Source organism: Streptomyces sp. NPDC096311 (assembly GCF_044763085.1).
Taxonomy (GTDB): Bacteria; Actinomycetota; Actinomycetes; order Streptomycetales; family Streptomycetaceae; genus Streptomyces.
In genome coordinates, this window is record NZ_JBIWFN010000002.1 from 65,003 (window position 1) to 84,831 (window position 19,829).

The 19,829-nt window shown below is 72.0% G+C and carries 18 protein-coding genes; 11 read left to right on the forward strand and 7 right to left on the reverse strand.

Annotation, left to right across the window (positions count from 1 at the left end; translation table 11 throughout):
• Positions 1-8 precede the first annotated feature (8 nt).
• The 4 genes from ACIRA5_RS04900 to ACIRA5_RS04915 all read right to left on the reverse strand — a co-directional run bounded on the left by ACIRA5_RS04900 (position 9) and on the right by ACIRA5_RS04915 (position 3,255).
• Entirely contained in the window at positions 9-692 is a 684-nt protein-coding gene (locus ACIRA5_RS04900) for a response regulator transcription factor (protein ID WP_060895957.1), read from the reverse strand.
• Positions 689-1,912, reverse strand: coding sequence for a sensor histidine kinase (locus ACIRA5_RS04905; protein ID WP_403687345.1), 1,224 nt, complete (start codon positions 1,910-1,912; stop codon positions 689-691). Before ACIRA5_RS04905 ends, ACIRA5_RS04900 begins: the two co-directional genes overlap by 4 nt.
• Positions 1,913-2,154: 242 nt before the next feature.
• The gene (locus ACIRA5_RS04910) at positions 2,155-2,433 is read right to left on the reverse strand and encodes a hypothetical protein (RefSeq protein WP_403687347.1); all 279 of its coding nucleotides are present in this window, start codon (positions 2,431-2,433) and stop codon (positions 2,155-2,157) included.
• A gap of 30 nt (positions 2,434-2,463) precedes the next feature.
• Positions 2,464-3,255, reverse strand: a complete 792-nt coding sequence (locus ACIRA5_RS04915) for a PspA/IM30 family protein (RefSeq protein ID WP_403687348.1) — start codon at positions 3,253-3,255, stop codon at positions 2,464-2,466.
• 246 nt (positions 3,256-3,501) lie between these two features.
• On the opposite strand from ACIRA5_RS04915, the gene ACIRA5_RS04920 reads away from it, so the two are divergent.
• The 3 genes from ACIRA5_RS04920 to ACIRA5_RS04930 all read left to right on the forward strand — a co-directional run bounded on the left by ACIRA5_RS04920 (position 3,502) and on the right by ACIRA5_RS04930 (position 6,118).
• Positions 3,502-4,128, forward strand: coding sequence for a DUF3043 domain-containing protein (locus tag ACIRA5_RS04920; protein ID WP_351701006.1), 627 nt, complete (start codon positions 3,502-3,504; stop codon positions 4,126-4,128).
• An 83-nt stretch (positions 4,129-4,211) separates the two neighbouring features.
• Positions 4,212-4,913, forward strand: coding sequence for a class I SAM-dependent methyltransferase (locus ACIRA5_RS04925; protein WP_403687350.1), 702 nt, complete (start codon positions 4,212-4,214; stop codon positions 4,911-4,913).
• A gap of 110 nt (positions 4,914-5,023) precedes the next feature.
• Positions 5,024-6,118: a S1C family serine protease gene (locus ACIRA5_RS04930; protein WP_403687352.1), complete on the forward strand. Its 1,095-nt coding sequence runs from the start codon at positions 5,024-5,026 to the stop codon at positions 6,116-6,118.
• Positions 6,119-6,197: 79 nt separating this feature from the next.
• Here ACIRA5_RS04930 and ACIRA5_RS04935 read toward each other — a convergent pair whose 3' ends face one another.
• A complete protein-coding gene (locus tag ACIRA5_RS04935) occupies positions 6,198-6,410 on the reverse strand; it encodes a hypothetical protein (RefSeq protein WP_054231569.1) in 213 nt (70 codons plus the stop codon).
• 200 nt (positions 6,411-6,610) lie between these two features.
• Between ACIRA5_RS04935 and ACIRA5_RS04940 the strand changes: the two genes are divergently transcribed.
• The gene (locus ACIRA5_RS04940) at positions 6,611-7,810 is read left to right on the forward strand and encodes a bifunctional adenosylcobinamide kinase/adenosylcobinamide-phosphate guanylyltransferase (protein WP_403687354.1); all 1,200 of its coding nucleotides are present in this window, start codon (positions 6,611-6,613) and stop codon (positions 7,808-7,810) included.
• A gap of 37 nt (positions 7,811-7,847) precedes the next feature.
• Here ACIRA5_RS04940 and ACIRA5_RS04945 read toward each other — a convergent pair whose 3' ends face one another.
• On the reverse strand, positions 7,848-8,912 hold the full coding sequence (locus tag ACIRA5_RS04945) for a class I SAM-dependent methyltransferase (protein ID WP_403687356.1): 1,065 nt from the start codon (positions 8,910-8,912) through the stop codon (positions 7,848-7,850).
• Positions 8,913-9,063: 151 nt separating this feature from the next.
• Here ACIRA5_RS04945 and cobT point away from each other — a divergent pair, with 151 nt between their 5' ends.
• The 3 genes from cobT to ACIRA5_RS04960 all read left to right on the forward strand — a co-directional run bounded on the left by cobT (position 9,064) and on the right by ACIRA5_RS04960 (position 13,008).
• Complete coding sequence (gene cobT / locus ACIRA5_RS04950) at positions 9,064-10,155, forward strand: nicotinate-nucleotide--dimethylbenzimidazole phosphoribosyltransferase (RefSeq protein ID WP_403687359.1); 1,092 nt, start codon at positions 9,064-9,066, stop codon at positions 10,153-10,155.
• A gap of 248 nt (positions 10,156-10,403) precedes the next feature.
• Positions 10,404-12,200, forward strand: coding sequence for a phosphatidylglycerol lysyltransferase domain-containing protein (locus tag ACIRA5_RS04955; protein WP_403687361.1), 1,797 nt, complete (start codon positions 10,404-10,406; stop codon positions 12,198-12,200).
• Between the two features lie 88 nt (positions 12,201-12,288).
• Complete coding sequence (locus tag ACIRA5_RS04960) at positions 12,289-13,008, forward strand: hypothetical protein (protein ID WP_403687364.1); 720 nt, start codon at positions 12,289-12,291, stop codon at positions 13,006-13,008.
• On the opposite strand, the gene ACIRA5_RS04965 is transcribed toward ACIRA5_RS04960, so the two are convergent.
• Positions 12,951-13,712 (reverse strand): hypothetical protein, encoded by a 762-nt coding sequence (locus tag ACIRA5_RS04965; protein WP_403687367.1) that lies wholly within the window; start codon positions 13,710-13,712, stop codon positions 12,951-12,953. The two genes, ACIRA5_RS04960 and ACIRA5_RS04965, sit on opposite strands and share 58 nt — an antisense overlap.
• Before the next feature lie 85 nt (positions 13,713-13,797).
• Between ACIRA5_RS04965 and ACIRA5_RS04970 the strand changes: the two genes are divergently transcribed.
• The 4 genes from ACIRA5_RS04970 to sucB all read left to right on the forward strand — a co-directional run bounded on the left by ACIRA5_RS04970 (position 13,798) and on the right by sucB (position 19,825).
• Positions 13,798-14,580: an adenosylcobinamide-GDP ribazoletransferase gene (locus ACIRA5_RS04970; RefSeq protein WP_095855092.1), complete on the forward strand. Its 783-nt coding sequence runs from the start codon at positions 13,798-13,800 to the stop codon at positions 14,578-14,580.
• 175 nt (positions 14,581-14,755) lie between these two features.
• Complete coding sequence (locus tag ACIRA5_RS04975) at positions 14,756-16,285, forward strand: leucyl aminopeptidase (protein WP_403687370.1); 1,530 nt, start codon at positions 14,756-14,758, stop codon at positions 16,283-16,285.
• Positions 16,286-16,547: 262 nt separating this feature from the next.
• Positions 16,548-17,936, forward strand: a complete 1,389-nt coding sequence (lpdA, locus tag ACIRA5_RS04980; RefSeq protein WP_067363503.1) for a dihydrolipoyl dehydrogenase — start codon at positions 16,548-16,550, stop codon at positions 17,934-17,936.
• A 92-nt stretch (positions 17,937-18,028) separates the two neighbouring features.
• Entirely contained in the window at positions 18,029-19,825 is a 1,797-nt protein-coding gene (gene sucB, locus ACIRA5_RS04985; RefSeq protein WP_403687371.1) for a 2-oxoglutarate dehydrogenase, E2 component, dihydrolipoamide succinyltransferase, read from the forward strand.
• Positions 19,826-19,829 lie beyond the last annotated feature (4 nt).

The window sequence follows — 19,829 nt, forward strand, 5'->3', positions numbered from 1 at the left end:
CGCGGAGATCACTCCACCCTCGGGCGTACCAGGCCCGACTCGTAGGCGATGACGACGAGTTGGGCCCGGTCGCGGGCGCCGAGCTTGGCCATGGCCCGGTTGACGTGCGTCTTCACGGTGAGCGGGCTGACCTCCAGCCGCTCGGCGATCTCGTCGTTGGAGTGGCCTCCCGCGACCTGGACGAGCACCTCGCGCTCGCGCCCGGTGAGCGCCTCGAGCCGCTCCGCCCGGGCGGAGTCCCGGCCCTCGTCCGAACCGTCCCCCTGGGCGAGGAACTTGGCGATCAGCCCCTTGGTGGCCGCCGGGGACAGCAGTGCCTCACCGCCCGCCGCGATCCGGATGGCGTTCAGCAGCTCCTCCGGCTCCGCGCCCTTGCCGAGGAAGCCGGAGGCGCCGGCCCGCAGCGACTGCACCACGTACTCGTCGACCTCGAAGGTCGTCAGCATGACCACCCGTACGTGCGCGAGTCCCGGGTCGGCGCTGATCAGCCGGGTGGCGGCGAGGCCGTCGGTGCCCGGCATCCGGATGTCCATCAGCACCACGTCGGCGCGGACCTCCCGGGTGAGCCGCAGCGCCTCCGCGCCGTCGGACGCCTCGCCGACCACCTCCATGTCGGGCTCGGAGTCGACGAGGACACGGAACGCGCTGCGCAGCAGCGCCTGGTCGTCGGCGAGCAGGACACGGATGGTCATGCGGAGTCCCCCAGGGCGGGCGCGGTGCGGTTCTTGACCGGAAGGATCGCATGGACCCGGAAGCCGCCTCCGTAGCGGGGACCGGTCGTGCAGGTGCCGCCGAGCGCGGTGACCCGCTCGCGCATCCCGAGCAGCCCGTGCCCGCCGCCCTCCTCGGGGCCGCCGTCCTGCCCGGGTCCGTTGTCGAGGACGGTCACTTCCACGTTCGGTCCCACGCGTACGACGCTGATCTCGGCCTTCGCCTCCGGGCCCGCGTGTTTCTGCACATTGGTGAGGGCTTCCTGGATGACGCGGTACGCGGCGAGGTCGACGGCGGCGGGGAGGGTGGTGCCGTGGTCGGCGCGGGCGACTTCGACGGGGAGTCCGGCGTTGCGGAAGGTGTCGGCGAGTTCGTCGAGGCGGGCGAGGCCCGGGGCGGGTTCCGTGGGGGCCTCGGGGTCGCCGGACTGGCGCAGCAGGCCGACGGTGGCACGCAGTTCGTTGAGGGCCGAGCGGCTGGCCTCGCGGACGTGCGCGAGGGCTTCCTTGGCCTGGTCGGGGCGCTTGTCCATCACATGGGCCGCGACTCCGGCCTGCACGTTGACGAGGGCGATGTGGTGGGCGACGACGTCGTGCAGGTCGCGGGCGATGCGCAGCCGCTCCTCTGCGACCCGGCGGCGGGCCTCCTCGTCACGGGTGCGCTCGGCGCGGTCGGCGCGCTCGCGGATGGCGTGCACGAAGGCGAGGCGGCTGCGTACGGCGTCGCCCGCGGCGGCGGCCATGCCCGTCCAGGCGAAGATCGCGAGGTTCTCCTGCGCATACCAGGGCAGGGGACCGACCAGCATCGCGCAGGCCGTCAGCACCGTCATCGTGAGCAGGCCGACGCGCCAGGTGGTGGGGCGGTCCGTGGCCGACGCGACGGTGAAGAGGGCGACGACGGCGGACATCACCACCGGGGCTCTGGGGTCGCTGGCCACCAGTTCCACGGCGGAGAAGGCGCCGGTCGCGGCGAGGACCGTTCTGGGGGCGCGGCGGCGGAACACGAGGGCGGCGGCGCTGAGCACCATGAGGGTGAGGCTGAGGACGTTCGGGGTGTGCGTGCCCCAGGTCGCTCCGTTCTCCCCGTGGGGGTCGATGAAGGAGCTGGCCATCATCGTCACGAGTACGCCGGTCGCCAGGGTGGCGTCCAGGGCCATCGGGTGCGCGCGGAGTCTGTACCTCGTGCGCTCTAGGGTGCTCACCCGGTTTACGGTACGGCGCCCTTGCAGGGGGCGGAACGGTCGCCACCGCGTCCGCAGACGCCGGACGGCCCAAAGATGCGCGCAGCGCCCTTTCAAGGGCGCGGGGAACTGCGCGACCAGCCCCCACCGACCCGCGGCCACGCCACTTCGGACCGGCGGAGAATCGGGGCGCCGGGAACGTGGGCGAGCCGGGCGGACCCGGAGCTGAGGAGCTCACCCCGCTCACCCCCCGGAGGGAACCGTCAGCCGGGGATCAGGCCCTCGTCGGTCAGCATGGCGCGGACCTCTTCGAGGGTCGCGTCGGGGGACGGCAGGATGAGGTCGGAGGGTTCGAGGGCCTCGTCGGGAAGCGGAGCGCCGAGGCGGCGGACCTGGTCCAGAAGGGTGGTCAGGGTACGGCGGAAGCCGGCCTCGTCACCGCTCTCCATCTCGGCGAGCAGCTCGTCGTCCAGCTTGTTCAGTTCGGTGAGGTGGCTGTCGTCCAACCTCACCTGCCCCTCCCCCATGATCCGTACGATCATGTCGCCCTCCTCAGGCGCCCTAGGTGTGGGTCACTGCTTGTCGAAGCGCGGGGTGTCCTGCGGCTGGGACTGCGGCGTGGACTGTCCCGTGCCGCCCTCGATCGCCTGCTGCGGCGAACCACCGGCGAGCTCGGCCTTCATACGCTGCAGTTCCAGCTCCACATCCGTACCACCGGAGAGCCGGTCCAGCTCGCTCTGGATGTCGTCCTTGGCCAGACCGGACTGGTCGTCGAGCGCACCGGAGGCGAGCAGCTCGTCGATGGCGCCGGCGCGGGCCTGCAACTGCGCGGTCTTGTCCTCGGCGCGCTGGATCGCCATGCCGACGTCGCCCATCTCCTCGGAGATGCCGGAGAAGGCCTCTCCGATGCGGGTCTGCGCCTGGGCCGCCGTGTAGGTCGCCTTGATAGTCTCCTTCTTGGTGCGGAAGGCGTCCACCTTGGCCTGGAGCCGCTGCGCCGCGAGGGTGAGCTTCTCCTCCTCGCCCTGGAGGGTCTGGTGCTGCGTCTCCAGATCCGTCACCTGCTGCTGGAGCGCGGCACGGCGGGAGAGCGCCTCACGGGCCAGGTCCTCCCGGCCGAGCGCGAGCGCCTTGCGGCCCTGGTCCTCCAGCTTGGTGGACTGGTTCTGGAGCTGGTTCAGCTGAAGTTCCAGGCGCTTGCGGCTGGTCGCCACGTCCGCGACGCCGCGGCGCACCTTCTGCAGCAGCTCCAGCTGCTTCTGGTACGAGTAATCGAGGGTTTCGCGCGGGTCCTCGGCCCGGTCAAGGGCCTTGTTCGCCTTCGCGCGGAAGATCATCCCCATACGCTTCATGACACCGCTCATGGGCTTCGCGCGCCCCCTTCTGACGGACTCCAGCTCCAGGTACTGCAACAGAACCCACAGTACGGGCCCTGCATCCATTACCGCACTGTTCGGGGACGGATGCGCTCATCCCCAAGGACGACTGCGTACGGCACCGCTCCGGCGTAGGGAGTAGGTGGGACTCGGGGTCCACCCGTACACAACGTCCCCTCTGTCCCCCTACAGACGCACGGTGTTGCCGGATCGTTCCCCACTCGAACGACGTCCATGCCGCCGCACCCCGTACCCTTGGGTTTTGTGTTCCGTAGCCGTGCCAAGGAAGAGAAGGCCCCCGCCGACAAGGCGCAGGTGACCGACTCCAAGCAGACCCGTGACCCGCAGGCCCCCAAGGGCCGCCCCACGCCCAAGCGCAGTGAGGCCCAGACCCAGCGTCGTAGCGTCGCCCAGACGCCGTCGACGCGTAAGGAGGCGGCCAAGCGGCAGCGCGACGATCGTCGTGTCCAGATGGAGAAGCAGCGCCAGGCCCTGGCCAACGGCGACGAGCGCTATCTACCCGCCCGTGACAAGGGGCCGGTGCGGAAGTTCGCACGCGACTTCGTGGACTCGCGCTTCTGTGTCGCGGAGTTCTTCCTGCCGATGGCCGTGGTCATCCTCGTGCTGAGCATGGTGCGGGTGGGCTCGCTGCAGAACATCGCGCTGTTGCTGTGGCTCGTGGTGATCGTGATGATCGTGGTCGACTCGATCGGCATCGCGATCCGCCTGAAGAAGCAGCTGGCCGCCCGCTTCCCCGACGTGCCCAAGAAGGGCGCGGTCGCCTACGCGCTGATGCGTACTCTCCAGATGCGTCGCCTCCGGCTGCCGAAGCCGCAGGTCAAGCGCGGAGAGCGGCCCTGAGCGCGACATCGTTCTCCGGGGGCGCGGCGGATGCCTGGCTGAGCAAGCTGGGCGGGCTGCGTGATGTCGTACGACAGGAGCTGGTGGCCCGGCAGCTCGACGAGCAGATAGCCGGCCGGTTCCCGGTCGGACAGCGGTTGCGGGTGCTCGACGTCGGTATGGGCCAGGGCACGCAGGCGCTGCGGCTGGCCAGGGCCGGGCATCAGGTGACCGGCCTCGAGCAGGACGCGAAGATGCTCGCCGTGGCCCGGGAGGCGCTGGCCGCCGAGCCCGAGGGCATCCGCAGCCGGGTGCGGCTCATCGAGGGCGACGGCCGCGAGACGGGCGTGCACTTCCTGCCCGGCAGCTTCGACGTGGTGCTGTGCCACGGCGTACTCATGTACGTCGAGGAGCCGGACCCGCTCCTCGCGGGGCTGGCGCGCATGCTGGCCCCGGGCGGGCTGCTCTCGCTGCTGGTGCGCAACGCCGACGCGCTGGCCATGCGGCCGGGCCTGTCCGGCGACTGGACGGCGACCCTGGCCGCGTTCGACACGGACGCCTACGTCAATCGGCTCGGCCTCGCCGTCCGCGCGGACCGGCTCGCCACCCTGACGTCGACGCTCGCGGGGATCGGGGCGGCGTTGCACGCCTGGTACGGCGTGCGGGTCTTCACGGACACGGCGCCCGACGGGACCCCCGTCCCCGAGGACGTGGGGACCCTCCTGGCCGCGGAGGAGCGGGCCGGGCGGACGGACCCCTATCGCCAGGTGGCGGCCCTGCTGCATCTCTGCGGCGTACGCGGCTGATCGATCCCTACGGCGTACAAGACCGGTCGCTGTCCGGTCACTTCCTGATCGCCCCCCGTTCGGCCCTGCACCGCGAGCCGGATCGGAGCCGCGAAAGGGACACTCGGGACATGGCTGCCACCCGTGCCCCGGTGTCGCGTCCGCTGCTCCCCATAACCGCCCTCGTGGTCACCGCCCTCGCCTGCGCCACCGCCCTGCTCTCCGGCTGTTCCGACGCCGGGCCGCCCGCCAAGAAGGACGGGACGAAGGACGGGACGACGCAGGCCGTCGTCCCGCTCGCGGCCGACGACCTGCAGAACGCGTACCTGAAGGTGATCAAGAACGTCCTGCCCTCGGTGGTGCAGATCCAGGCGAGCGACGAACTGGGCTCGGGGGTGGTGTACGACGACAAGGGACACATCGTCACCAACGCGCACGTGGTCGGGAACGAGAAGACGTTCCGGGTGACGACGGCCAACAGCCAGAACGTGCTGACGGCCAAGCTCGTGTACACCTACCCGGGCCAGGACCTCGCCGTCATCAAGCTGGACAAGGTGCCGAGCGGGCTGAAGGCGGCCACCATCGGGAACTCCGAGAAGGTCGAGGTCGGCCAGATCGTGCTGGCGATGGGCTCGCCGCTCGGGCTGTCGTCCAGCGTGACCCAGGGCATCGTGTCGGCGACCGGGCGCACCGTCAGCGAGAGCAGCACCGACGGCGGGACGGGGGCCACCATCGCCAACATGGTGCAGACGTCGGCCGCGATCAACCCGGGCAACAGCGGCGGCGCGCTCGTCAACCTGAACGGGCAGGTCATCGGCATTCCCACGCTGGCCGCGACGGACCCGAGCCTCGGGGGCGCCACGGCGCCCGGTATCGGATTCGCGATCCCCGCCTCGATGGTGCGGACGATCGCCGACCAGATCATCAGGACCGGCACGGTCACCGACTCGGGACGGGCCGCGCTCGGCATCACCGGCCGTACCGTGCTCGACGAGACCTATACGCCCGCGGGTGTCGCCGTGGTCGAGGTGAAGCCCGGCAGCGCGGCCGACACGGCGGGCATCCGGCCCGGCGACATCATCACCCGGATCGGCACCAACGACATCACCACCCTCACCTCGCTCGCCGAGGCACTCGCCTCCGACAAGCCGGGCCAGCGGACGCGGGTGACGTTCGTCCGGGACGGGGCCGAGCGGACGGTCGGTGTGCGGCTGGGTGAGCAGTAGGCAGGGGTGAAGGCGGCGGCGAGGGGTTGACGCACGGCGAACGGGGCTGCCGGGAGCGGTCCCGGCAGCCCCGGCCGGCCTACTCCGGTTCGGCGTGCAGGCTCATCGGCCCGTAGATCTTCGTGCTGTCCTCGAAGAGGAACACCTGGTCCGCGCCGCCCTCCAGGAGGTCCTTCCAGACCTCGCCGATCCAGGACTCCGCATCCCCCTGTGTGGTGAACTCCTCGGGCTGTACCGCGGGTTGGACCTCTGTCCCGTCGGACTTCTCGAACCGCCACGTCCATGCCGCCATGTACGCCTCCCAGGTGTGAGCACACTGCACAGCGGAAGCCGCACAAGATCCGGCTCCCGTCCGAAGCCTAGGCGCTGAGCCGGGCGCGGAACAGAAGATCGCGAGTCGCGGCACGCGTCGCGGGTCGCGAACGGCCCCGCGCGCCGACAGGTGCTGTACCCGAACGCGCGCCACCCACGGTGACACGGGAAAATCAGGGCGTGGAACTGACTCTGCTCGGCACCGGCGCCCCCGAGGGCCTGCCCCGTCCCGACTGTCCCTGTGCGGCCTGTGCGAGTGCGCTCGGCGAGGACGCGCGGGCGGCCACCGCGCTGCTCGTGGACGGCACCCTGCTGCTCGACCTCACGCCCGGCGCCGCGTTCGCCGCGGCCCGCGCCGGGCACTCGCTGGGCGGCGTACGGCAGGTCCTGCTCTCGCATCCGCACGACGGGCCCGCCGTCGAGGTGCCGGCCGGGCTCCCGCAGCCCGTACGGGTTCCCGACGGCAGCGAACTTGCGCTGCTGACCGGACACCGGGTGCGGGCGGTGCCGATGGACTCGCCCGGCACGGGGTACGCGGTGACCGGACCGGACGGACAGCGGCTGCTGTATCTGCCACCGGGCGCGGCGCCCGCGGGACTCGACGAGAACGGCGACTCGTACGCCATGGTGATCGCCGATGTGGTGGGGCGGCCGGACGCCCTGGCGAAGCTGCGCGCGGTCGGGGCCGTCGGGCCGACGACGGACGTGATCGCGGTCCACCTCGACCACGACGTGCCGCCGGGCCCCGAACTGCGGCGCCAGCTCGCGGCGGCGGGCGCGCGGGCGGTGCCGGACGGGACGACGCTGGACGTGGGCGTCTACGAGGACGTACCCGACGTACCGCGCCGCACCCTCGTGCTCGGCGGGGCGCGCTCGGGCAAGTCGGTGGAGGCGGAACGTCGTCTGGAGTCCTTCCCCGGGGTGCTGTACGTGGCGACGGGCGGGTCCCGCAACGGGGACAACGAGTGGGCGTCGCGCGTGCACGCCCACCGAGAGCGGCGGCCCGGCTCCTGGCGCACGGTGGAGACCTGCGACCTGGTGCCGCTCCTGGAGGACTCCGGGCCTCCCCTCCTCGTCGACTGCCTCTCCCTCTGGCTCACGGACGCGATGGACTCCGTGAACGCGTGGGACGACGCGGAGTGGGCCGGCGGCGGCGAACGCGCGCTGCGCGCCCGCGTCGAGGAACTCACCTCCGCCGTCCGCACCACGCGCCGCACCGTCGTCGCCGTCTCCAACGAGGTCGGCTCCGGCATCGTCCCCGCCACCGCCTCCGGGCGCCGCTACCGCGACGAACTCGGCCGCCTGAACGCGGGGTTCGCGGCGGAGTGCGAGCACGTGCTGCTGGTGGTGGCGGGACAGGCGCTGGCATTGCGGGGCTGACCGGGGCCGAGCAGAGCTGACCAGGGCTGACCAGGGCTCAGGAATGTCTGCGGGCGATGATCCGGAAGGCGTTCGAGAAGCGGGTGCGGCGGAAGACCGGGGCCATCGCATGGTCCAGGGCGGAGGCCGAGGCGAGCAGCGGGACGCTCGCCCGGGCCAGGACCGTGTGCAGGGTGCGCTGGAGCGGGGTCGGCGGGGTGGGGCGCCAGGGGGCGTCGAGGTCGGGCAGGACACGGCCGAGGGCCAGCGCGAGGGCGCCGGCGAGGTCGTACGGGATGTGCGGTTCACGGCGGTCCGTCGCGACGATCTCGCAGCCGAGGGACTCCAGTTCGCCCAGCAGGTTGGACAGCGGCATCAGGTGCAGATGGCGCGGCTGGCCGTACGACACCCACCACCTGCCCAGCAGTGCGCCGAACGCGCAGTCGGGGTCCGGCACTTCGACGAGGAGGTGGCCGCCGGGCCGCAGGACCGTCAGGGCGGCGCGCAGTTCCTCGCGCGGGTCGCGGGTGTGCTCCAGATGGTGGAACATGCTCACGACGTCGTAGCGGGCGCTCAGCCGCCCGATGATCCGGGGGTCGGTGAGCCGGCCGCGGTGGGCCTCCTCGATGTGCCCGGCCGCCCGTGCCTTCTCGACCCGCCGGGTGGGGTCGAGGCCGTCGAAGGACGTGTACGGGTGGACCTCCCGGGCGACGGCCGGGAAGTGCCCGTGCCCGGTGCCGACGTCGAGCCAGCTCTCCGGCTCGGCGTGGCGCAGCAGCGCGCGGGCGGCGGCCCGGTGGCGCCCTCTGCTGCCGCGGGCGCCCAGGAGCCGGTCGGTGAGGCCGTCGAGTCCCTCGTGGAAGTCCCGGTGGTAGAAGGCCAGCCCCTCCGCGCTGAGCCGGGGGTTCTGGAAGGCGTGGGAGCAGTCGGCGCACTCGTCGACGACGAACGTGCCGGGCTTGCGCTGCACCTGGTCCGGCGTCCGCAGCCGGGTACGCAGCCGCTTCGAGCCGCACCAGGGACAGTCTTCCCGGCGCGGTTCGTGGAACCGGTCGGTGCCTTGGGCGAGTTCGGCCGCGTAGGCGGCGCGGCGCTCGGCGCTCGGGGGTGGCGTGGGGGGCATGGACGCTCCTGGGGACGGCAGGGTGGGAGGACGGCGGGGCGCGCGAGCGAGCCGTACGACAATCCGACACAAACGGTACGTAGCGGATCGTGTTCCGGGGTGCAACGACGTGGCGCGGACGTGTTCGATCGCTGCCGGTACTGTTCGGCGAATGAGCTCGCTTAATCTCGACGACTTCACCGATCTGATCGAGCGCCCCGACGGAGGCGTGCGCCGGGACGCCGAGGCGCGCCGGGAGCGTCAGATCGTGCCGCCCGGGGCGCTCGGCCGCCTCGACGAACTGGGTGAGTGGCTGGCGGCGGCGCAGTCCGCGGTGCCGGTGCGGCCGATCGAGCACCCGCGTGTGGTGCTGTTCGCGGGCGACCACGGGGTCGCCGGACTCGGTGTGTCGGCGCGGCCCGCGGGCACCGCCGACCGGTTGGTGCGGGCGGTCCTGGAGGGCGCGAGCCCCGCGGCGGTGCTGGCGCGCCGGCTCGGCGTGCCGGTGCGGGTCGTCGACATGGCGCTGGACTGCGATCCGCAGGAGCTGCCCGCGGAGGTCGCAGGGCATCGGGTGCGGCGCGGGTCGGGGCGGATCGACGTCGAGGACGCGCTGACCCTGGAGGAGGCCGAGGCCGCGTTCCGGGCGGGGGTCGCCGTCGCGGACGAGGAGGCGGACTCCGGTACGGATCTGGTGGTGCTCGGCGATGTGAGCGTCGGCGGGACCACCGCGGCGGCCGTGCTGGTCGCGGCGCTGTGCGGGACCGACGCGTCCGTGGTCACCGGGCGGGGCGGGCGGCCCATCGACGACCTCGCGTGGATGCGCAAGTGCGCGGCCGTGCGGGACGCCTTGCGGCGGGCCCGGCCGGTGCTCGGGGATCAGCTGCAGCTGCTCGCGGTGGTGGGCGGTGCCGATCTCGCGGCGATGACGGGGTTCTTGTTGCAGAGCGCGGTGCGGAAGATGCCGGTGATCCTCGACGGCGTCGTCTCGGCCGCGTGCGCCCTCGTGGGGCAGCGGGTCGCCTTCCGGGCGCCGGACTGGTGGCTGGCCGGCCAGAACAGCGGCGAGCCGGCCCAGGCGAAGGCCCTGGACCGCATGGCCCTCGAACCCCTTCTCGACCACGGCGTCACGGTCGGCGAGGGCGCGGGAGCCCTCCTCGCGCTCCCCCTCGTCCAGGCCGCCGCCGCCCTCTCCGCCGAACTCCCGGAGACTCCGGCCCCCGAGCCCGACCCCGAGCCCGAGGTCTCCGACCAGAACGAGTGAACGGCCTCGCCCACGAACGCCGGACGGGCTGAAGGACGCGGGCCGGGGCGGGTGGGGCAGCCTCCGGCCTCGCCCGCGAACACCGTCCGCCCCGAGGCTTCCAGGGGCGGGGAACTGCGCGACCAGCCCCACCGGCCCGCGGCCGAAGAGCTACGGGCGAAAACCCACCCCGCAACAAGACCCCGGCCCGCATCACCCGTACCGCCCCTCCCCCGCACGACGCGCCCCGCCCCATATCATCGCCCTTTATGGGAGATGCCCGAATTGCCGCTGACCAGGAGCGGGTCCCGGCCCGTCGGGGTGAAGGGGACCACCTGTCCACGGGCGCGTCGCGCAGAGCCGCCGCCTTCGCGGTCTGGTACCTGCGGGCCGTCGCGTTCATCAACTTCCTGAGCGCCGCGTGGGTGTCGCTCGGGCAGGACGTACGGCGCCACAACACCGAGAACTTCTTCACCCCGTACCTGCTGACGGCAGGATTCGCGTCGGGTGTGTTCACCATGTTCCTGGCCATCACGATGCGCCGCCGCAAGCGGGCCGCGTGGATCCTGAACTTCGTGCTCAGCGGACTGTTCCTGATGCTGTTCGCCGTCGCGATGACGTTCCCGGAGATCCGCCAGTACGCCCAGAACTGGGTCTCGATCGTCCTGACCGCCGCCTTCGTCGTCGCGCTCGTCGTCGGCCGCCGGGAGTTCTACGCGAAGGGCGACCGGTCGAACCCCAAACTCGCCGCGGCCGTCGCCGTCGGCGGACTGCTCGTCGCCTCCCTGCTCGCCGCGCTGCTGGTGACGGTCACCAACAGCGCGCCGGACGCGTACCGTTCGACCTTCTGGGACCGCTGGCGCTACGGCGCCCTGCGACTGGTCTCCGTCGCGGCCGACGACTCCCGCTTCCACGGCCTGGAGATCGCCAACTGGGTCAACGTCACCATCAACGTGCTCAGCACCCTGCTGGTCCTCGCCGTGTTCTACGCCGCCTTCCGCTCCCGCCGAGCCGTCGACCCGATCACCGAGGACGACGAGAAACGGCTGCGCACCCTGCTCGACCGGCACGGCGACCGCGACTCGCTGGGCTACTTCGCGCTGCGCCCGGAGAAGAGCGCGATCTGGTCGCCGACCGGCAAGGCCGCGGTCGCGTACCGCGTCGTCGGCGGGGTCTCGCTGGCCTCCGGCGACCCGATCGGCGACCCGGAGGCGTGGCCCGGCGCCATCGAGCCCTGGCTCGCCGAGGCCCGCGCGCACGGCTGGATCCCGGCGGTGATGGGAGCGAGCGAGGAGGCGGGGACCGTCTACTCACGGCACGGGCTCGACGCCCTCGAACTCGGTGACGAGGCGATCGTCGAGACCGCCGAGTTCACCCTCGAGGGACGCGCCATGCGCACGGTCAGGCAGGCCTACAACCGGGTCAAGCGAGCCGGGTACGAGGTGCGCATCCGGCGGCACGAGGACATCCCGGCCGACGAGATGGCGTACCTCCTGAAGCGTGCCGACGACTGGCGGGACGGGGCCACCGAGCGCGGGTTCAGCATGGCGCTCGGACGGCTCGGCGACCCGGGCGACGGGCGGTGCGTGATGCTGGAATGCACCGACGGCGAGGGGGAGTTGCGGGCGCTGCTGTCCTTCGTGCCGTGGGGGCCGCAGGGGCTCTCGCTCGATCTCATGCGGCGTGACCGGGACGCCGAGAACGGGCTGATGGAGTTCATGGTGATCGAACTCCTGCGCCGCGCCCAGGAGATCGGGATCACCCAGGTCTCACTCAACTTCGCCATGTTCCGTTCCGTCTTCGAACGAGGTGGACGCCTCGGTGCCGGGCCGGTGCTGAGGCTGTGGCGTTCGCTGCTCAGCTTCTTCTCGCGCTGGTGGCAGATCGAGTCGCTGTACCGGGCCAACGCCAAGTACCGGCCGATCTGGGAACCCCGGTTCCTGCTCTTCGAGAAGAGCGCGGACCTGCTGCGCATCGGCCTCGCGGCCGCGCGCGCCGAAGGGTTTCTCGAAGCGCCCGGACTGCCGAAGTGGCTGCACCGCAGACACCTGGAGTCGCACCGATGAGGACAGCCGGACAGACAGGGAAAACCTGCCGGCCCGGGACCGGGACCGGGACCGGGACCGGGACCGCAGGACGGATGGGGACCGCTGCATGAACACCCTCGCCCGCCTCGCCCGCGCCGAATGGAGACTGCTGTACGTCACCGTGCGCGAGGCACTCGCGAGACAGCGATGGCGGGCGATGCCGGTGACGCTCGGGGCCGTCTGTCTGACGGCCATCCTCCAGTTCGTGCAGAACCAGCCCTGGGGCTTCCAGTTCGTGCAGGACATCGGCTCCGTGCGGGCCGAGGAGCCACTGTGGCTGGCCCTGCTGCGCACCCCGCTCTCCCTGTTCGTGCCGGCCCTCGACCTGCCGGTGTGGGGCGCGCTGCTGCAACTTCTCATCGTGTTCGGGATCGCCGAGATCTGTCTGGGCTGGTGGCGGATGCTCGTCATCGCGTACGCCGCCACGCTGGCCGGCACGCTCTACGCACGCGAGGCGATCTCACTGAGCCCGGGCAACCCGCTGGGGCTGCCCGTGACGGACGCACAGGTCGTGGACACCGGGCCCTCGGCGGCCGTGGTCGGCCTCGCCGTCTTCGTCGCCTGGCGCTATCGCGCCTACTGGACGGGGTGGGGGGTGGTCGCGGCGATGGTGATCGAGGTGGCGTTCAAGGGGAACCTCGCGGGCAAGGAGCACATCGCCGCGCTCGCCGCGGTCTTCGTGCTGTACGGGATCTCGATCCTGCGCCACCGCCACCGCCGCCGTCGCTTTCACCGGCGGCCGGGCAGGGGCCGGACGGGATCCGGTTTCCCGCCGATCCAGTCCTGAAGCCTGCGGCGCGGGCCGAACCAGCGGCGGTCGCGGTGGTAGGCGCGCAGCATCGACCTGGACCGGGCGCGCGGCCTGCGGCGGTAGAAGCGCTTGGCCCACGGAGAGAAGGGGCGGGCCAGTCGGACGGCGCCGATGAGAGCGACGAACGGGACGATCACGCCGAAGATCGCCATGCGGGCCTTGCCCTTGCTCAGGGCGAGCAGGGCGAAGAGGAAGTTCACGGCGACGCTCAGGATGACCCCGCCCCGGTCGTGGAGTTCCTCCTGGGTCATGTCGTTGACCCCGAACGGCAGGAACCCGCCGAGCACCAGGCCGACGAGGGCCGCCGTGACCAGGACGACCTCGACGCTCTGGCGACCCTCCTCGCTCCAGTACACGTCGTCGAGGTGCAGGATCAGCGCGAACTCGTCGAGCACCAGCCCGGCGCCCATCCCGAACACCACCGCGAACAGGGCGGCGCCGAAGCCGTGCCGGGAACTGGCCACCGCGCCGAAGCCGCCGATCACCGTCAGGACGACACCGGGCACGACGTGGTGGATGTGCAGACCGCCCGCCTTGACGTTGCCGAACGGACCCCTGCCCGCGCGGATGAGGCGGACGACGACACGGGTGATCACAAAGGTCAGCACGAAGGAGGCAAGTGCCAGCAGAAGCGGCAGCTTTCCCGGTTCGATGATGTTCCTCTGCAACCAATGACCCATAATGCGCACTTTATCCGCGGCTCTCGCGCCCGTCCGTCGCACCCGTCCTCGGCCGGCCCGCCACCTCCCCGGGTACCCTGCGCCGGTGTCCAGGACCCCTCTCCCCCACGGCCTCCGCTTCGCCTTCGGCACCCTGACCGTGCTCCCGGTCACGGTCACCCGCTGGGACCGTGAGGCGGCGCGCGGCGGAATGCTGTGCGCCCCCGTCGCCGGGCTGGTCGTCGGGGCGGGCGCGGCCCTCGTGGGCGTGACACTGCTCGCCATGGGCGCGGGCCCGCTGCTGGCCGCCGTCGCCACCGCCGCCGTACCGGCCGCGCTCACCCGTGGTCTGCATCTCGACGGACTCGCCGACACCGCGGACGGCCTCGGCAGCGGCAAGCCCGCCGAGGACGCGCTGCGCATCATGAAGCAGTCCGACATCGGCCCGTTCGGCGTGATCACCCTGCTCTTCGTGCTGCTGGCGCAGGTCGCCGCGCTCTTCCAGGCCTACGAGGCCTCGTGGGCACGGGGCGTGCTCGCGGCCGTCGTCTCGGCGACCGCGGCCCGACTCGCCCTCACCCTGGCCGCGCGCACCGGGGTGCCCCCGGCCCGCCCCGAGGGCCTGGGTGCCGCGGTCGCGGGCACCGTGCCCGTGCGCGGCGCCCTGCTGGTGACCCTCGCCGTCACCGTCGCGGCGGCCGGTGCCGGCGCACTCCTGGGCACGTACGACCTTGTACGCGCCCCCCTGGCCGTCCTCGCCGCCTGCGCGAGTGCCGAACTGCTCCTGCGCCACTGCACCCGCCGCTTCGGCGGCATCACGGGCGATGTCTTCGGCGGCCTCGCCGAGACGGCGGCGACCACCGCCCTCGTGGCGCTCTCCCTCGGCTGAACTTCAAGCGAGCGTAGGAATGAGCGAAACCCGGCGGCGCGCGTAGGCTCGTCCCGAGTATGTGCCACCCAGGTAAAGACACTCCCTGAGGCCGGATCTAGGGTCATTCGTCAGGGCCCGGTCGACCCATCCCTACTCGGCCGCAGCAAAACAATGGAAGCGAGATCTCACCACAGTGACTGCTCTGACTCTCAGCACCGCCGCGGCGTCCGGCCTGCGGGCCGACGCGATCGTCGTCGGTGTCGCGAAGGGCGCCAAGGGCCCGGTCGTAGCACCGGGTGCCGAGGCCGTGGACAAGGCGTACGACGGCGCACTCGCCGGGATCCTGGAGACCCTCGGCGCATCCGGCGGCGAGGGCGAGGTGACGAAGCTGCCCGCGCCGACCGGCTTCAAGGCGCCCGTCGTCGTGGCCGTCGGACTGGGAGCCGTCCCGGAGAAGGACGACACGTTCAGTGCCGAGGCGCTGCGCCGCGCGGCCGGTGCCGCGGCCCGCGCGCTCGCCGGTGCCAAGAAGGCCGTCTTCGCCCTGCCGATCACCGACGCCGCCGACGCGGGCGTCCTGGCGGAGGGCGCGGCGCTCGGCGCGTACGCCTTCGACGCCTACAAGGAGAACGGCAAGAACGGCAAGGACGCGAAGAACGGCAAGGCCCCGCTCGCCGAGGTCACGCTGCTCGGCGGCAAGCCCCGGGACGCTGCGTACAAGGCGGCCCTCGCGCGCGCCACCGCCGTGACCGAGGAGCTCAACCGCGCCCGCGACCTCGTCAACACCCCGCCGAACGACCTCTACCCCGAGGCCTTCGCCGCCGTCGCCACCGCCGCCGGCAAGGAGCACGGCATCAAGGTGCAGGTGCTCGACGAGAAGGCCCTGGCGAAGGGCGGCTACGGCGGCATCCTCGGCGTCGGCGCGGGCTCGGCCGCCGCTCCCCGCCTGGTGAAGCTGTCGTACACCTCGCCGAAGGCGGCCAAGCACCTCGCGTTCGTCGGCAAGGGCATCACCTACGACTCGGGCGGCATCTCCCTCAAGCCCGCCGGACACAACGAGACGATGAAGTGCGACATGAGCGGCGCGGCGGCGGTCTTCGCCGCCGTGGTCACCGCGGCGCGCCTCGGCCTCGAGGTCAACGTCACCGGCTGGCTGGCGCTCGCCGAGAACATGCCCTCCGGTTCCGCCACCCGCCCCGGTGACGTGCTGCGCATGTACAGCGGCAAGACCGTCGAGGTCCTCAACACCGACGCCGAGGGCCGTCTCGTACTCGCCGACGCGCTGTGGAAGGCGTCCGAGGAGAAGCCGGACGCGATCATCGACGTGGCGACGCTGACCGGCGCGATGGTGCTCGCGCTCGGCAACCGCACCTTCGGCGTGATGGCCAACGACGACGCGTTCCGTACGGCGATCGTCGAGGCCGCGGAGGAGGTCGGCGAGGAGTCCTGGCCGATGCCGCTGCCGGAGCACCTGCGCAAGGGGATGGACTCCCCGACCGCCGACATCGCCAACATGGGTGAGCGGATGGGCGGCGGGCTGGTCGCCGGTCTGTTCCTGAAGGAGTTCGTGGGCGAGGGCATCACGTGGGCGCACCTCGACATCGCCGGGCCCGCGTTCAACGAGTCCGGCCCGTTCGGCTACACGCCGAAGGGTGGCACGGGGTCGGCGGTGCGGACGCTGGTGCGGCTCGCCGAGCTGACCGCCACGGGCGATCTCGGCTAGAGGTGTTTCACGGCCGCGGGTGATGCGCGGCCGGTCGCGCGGTACCTCCGCGCCCCCCTGTCGGGGCGCGGAGGTACCCCCCGTATTCGGACAGTGCGACTTCTCACACACCGGCCCGGCGTCTCGAACGCTCCGGACAAGTGCGAAGATGGGTTCTCGGCAGGACAGGGCCCCCACCACAGGGCCGAAGAAGAGCGGCCGGACACCAGCCGCCGACCGGTCACTGGAGACCGGCGTGGCGCACATGCATGGAGGACGTGACGTGGCGAACGACGCCAGCACCGTTTTCGACCTAGTGATCCTCGGCGGTGGCAGTGGCGGTTACGCCGCGGCGCTCCGCGGGGCACAGCTGGGCCTGGACGTCGCCCTGATCGAGAAGGACAAGGTCGGAGGCACCTGCCTGCACCGGGGATGCATCCCCACCAAGGCCCTGCTCCACGCGGGCGAGATCGCCGACCAGGCCCGCGAGAGCGAGCAGTTCGGCGTCAAGGCCACCTTCGAGGGCATCGACGTCCCGGCCGTCCACAAGTACAAGGACGGGGTCATCTCGGGCCTGTACAAGGGCCTGCAGGGTCTCATCGCGTCCCGCAAGGTGACGTACATCGAGGGTGAGGGCCGGCTGTCCTCCCCCACCTCGGTCGACGTGAACGGCCAGCGCATCCAGGGCCGCCACGTGCTGCTCGCGACCGGCTCCGTGCCGAAGTCGCTGCCGGGCCTGGTGATCGACGGCAACCGGATCATCTCCTCCGACCACGCGCTGGTCCTCGACCGCGTCCCGCAGTCCGCGATCGTGCTCGGCGGCGGCGTCATCGGCGTCGAGTTCGCCTCCGCGTGGAAGTCCTTCGGCACCGACGTGACGGTGATCGAGGGCCTCAAGCACCTCGTCCCGGTCGAGGACGAGAACTCCTCCAAGCTTCTTGAGCGCGCGTTCCGCAAGCGCGGCATCAAGTTCAACCTGGGCACCTTCTTCTCGAAGGCCGAGTACACCCAGAACGGTGTCAAGGTCACCCTCGCCGACGGCAAGGAGTTCGAGGCCGAGGTCCTGCTCGTCGCCGTCGGCCGCGGCCCGGTCTCGGCCGGTCTCGGCTACGAGGAGCAGGGTGTCGCGATGGACCGCGGCTATGTCCTGGTCGACGAGTACATGCGGACGAACGTCCCGACCATCTCCGCCGTCGGTGACCTGGTCCCGACGCTCCAGCTCGCGCACGTCGGCTTCGCCGAGGGCATCCTGGTGGCGGAGCGTCTGGCCGGTCTCAAGACCGTTCCGATCGACTACGACGGTGTCCCCCGGGTGACGTACTGCCACCCCGAGGTCGCCTCCGTGGGCATCACCGAGGCCAAGGCCAAGGAGATCTACGGCGCGGACAAGGTCGTCGCCCTGAAGTACAACCTCGCGGGCAACGGCAAGAGCAAGATCCTCAACACCGCGGGCGAGATCAAGCTCGTCCAGGTGAAGGACGGTGCCGTGGTCGGCGTCCACATGGTCGGCGACCGCATGGGTGAGCAGGTCGGCGAAGCCCAGCTGATCTACAACTGGGAGGCGCTGCCCGCCGAGGTCGCCCAGCTCATCCACGCCCACCCGACGCAGAACGAGGCGCTCGGCGAGGCCCACCTGGCCCTCGCGGGCAAGCCGTTGCACTCGCACGACTGATCCAGTCCCCGGCTGATTTCAGTCATCGCGTCGCCCCTGGGCGCGACGACGACCACAGACTTCCGCACCATTCGTAAGGAGCAACAGAAACCATGCCGGTTTCCGTAACCCTTCCGGCGCTCGGTGAGAGCGTCACCGAGGGCACTGTCACTCGCTGGCTGAAGGCCGAGGGCGAGCGCGTCGAGGCCGACGAGCCGCTGCTCGAGGTGTCGACCGACAAGGTCGACACCGAGATCCCCTCCCCCGCCGCCGGTGTCCTCGCCTCCATCAAGGTCGCCGAGGACGAGACGGTCGAGGTCGGCGCCGAGCTGGCCGTCATCGACGACGGCACGGGCGCGCCCGCCGCTGCCCCCGCTCCGGCCGCCGAGCCCGTGGCCGCCCCGGCTCCGGCCGCTCCCGCCCCGGTCGCCGAGGCCCCCGCGGCCCCGGCCGCCCCGGCCCCCGCCGCCGCTCCTGCCGCTCCGGCCGGTGGCGCCTCCGGTACCGACGTCGTGCTGCCCGCGCTGGGCGAGTCGGTCACCGAGGGCACCGTCACCCGCTGGCTGAAGGAGGTCGGCGAGGAGGTCGCGGAGGACGAGCCGCTGCTCGAGGTCTCCACGGACAAGGTCGACACCGAGATCCCCGCGCCGGTCGCCGGCGTGCTGCTGGAGATCGTGGTCGGCGAGGACGAGACCGCCGAGGTCGGCGCGAAGCTCGCCGTCATCGGTGCCCCGGGCGCGGCTCCGGCCGCCGCTCCGGCTCCCGCGGCTCCGGCCCCCGCCGCTGCCGCCCCGGCTCCGGCCGCCCCCGCGGCTCCGGCGCCCGCCCCGGCCCCGGTGGCTCCGGCCGCCCCGGCCGCCCCGGTCGCGCCCCCGGCTCCGGTCCAGGCCGCCGCCCCGGTCGCGCCCGCCGCGCCGGCTCCGGCGCCCGCGCCGGTTGCCGCTCCCGTCACCCCGGCTCCCGCGCCCGCCGGTGACGACGGCGCGTACGTGACCCCGCTGGTGCGCAAGCTCGCCGCGGAGAACTACGTCGACCTGGCCTCCGTCAAGGGCACCGGCGTCGGCGGCCGTATCCGCAAGCAGGACGTCCTCGCCGCCGCCGAGGCCGCGAAGGCCGCCGCCGCTGCCCCGGCTCCGGCCGCTGCCGCCGCCCCGGCCGCCAAGAAGGCGCCGGCCCTGGAGGTCTCCCCGCTGCGCGGTCAGACCGTCAAGATGCCCCGCATCCGCAAGGTCATCGGCGACAACATGGTGAAGGCCCTGCACGAGCAGGCCCAGCTGTCCTCGGTCGTCGAGGTCGACGTCACCCGCCTGATGCGGCTGCGCGCGCAGGCGAAGGACTCCTTCGCGGCACGTGAGGGCGTCAAGCTCTCCCCGATGCCGTTCTTCGTGAAGGCCGCGGCCCAGGCACTGAAGGCCCACCCGGCCGTCAACGCCCGGATCAACGTGGACGAGGGCACGATCACCTACTTCGACACCGAGAACATCGGTATCGCGGTGGACTCGGAGAAGGGCCTGATGACCCCGGTCATCAAGCACGCGGGCGACCTGAACATCGCCGGCATCGCCAAGGCCACCGCCGAGCTGGCGGGCAAGGTCCGGGCGAACAAGATCACTCCGGACGAGCTGTCCGGCGGGACCTTCACCATCTCCAACACCGGCTCGCGCGGCGCGCTCTTCGACACGATCATCGTGCCGCCGAACCAGGTCGCGATCCTCGGCATCGGTGCCACGGTCAAGCGTCCGGCCGTCATCGAGACGGAGGAGGGTACGGTCATCGGCGTCCGCGACATGACCTACCTGACGCTCTCCTACGACCACCGTCTGGTGGACGGCGCCGACGCGGCCCGTTACCTGACCGCGGTCAAGGCGATCCTGGAGGCGGGCGAGTTCGAGGTCGAGCTCGGCCTGTAACCAC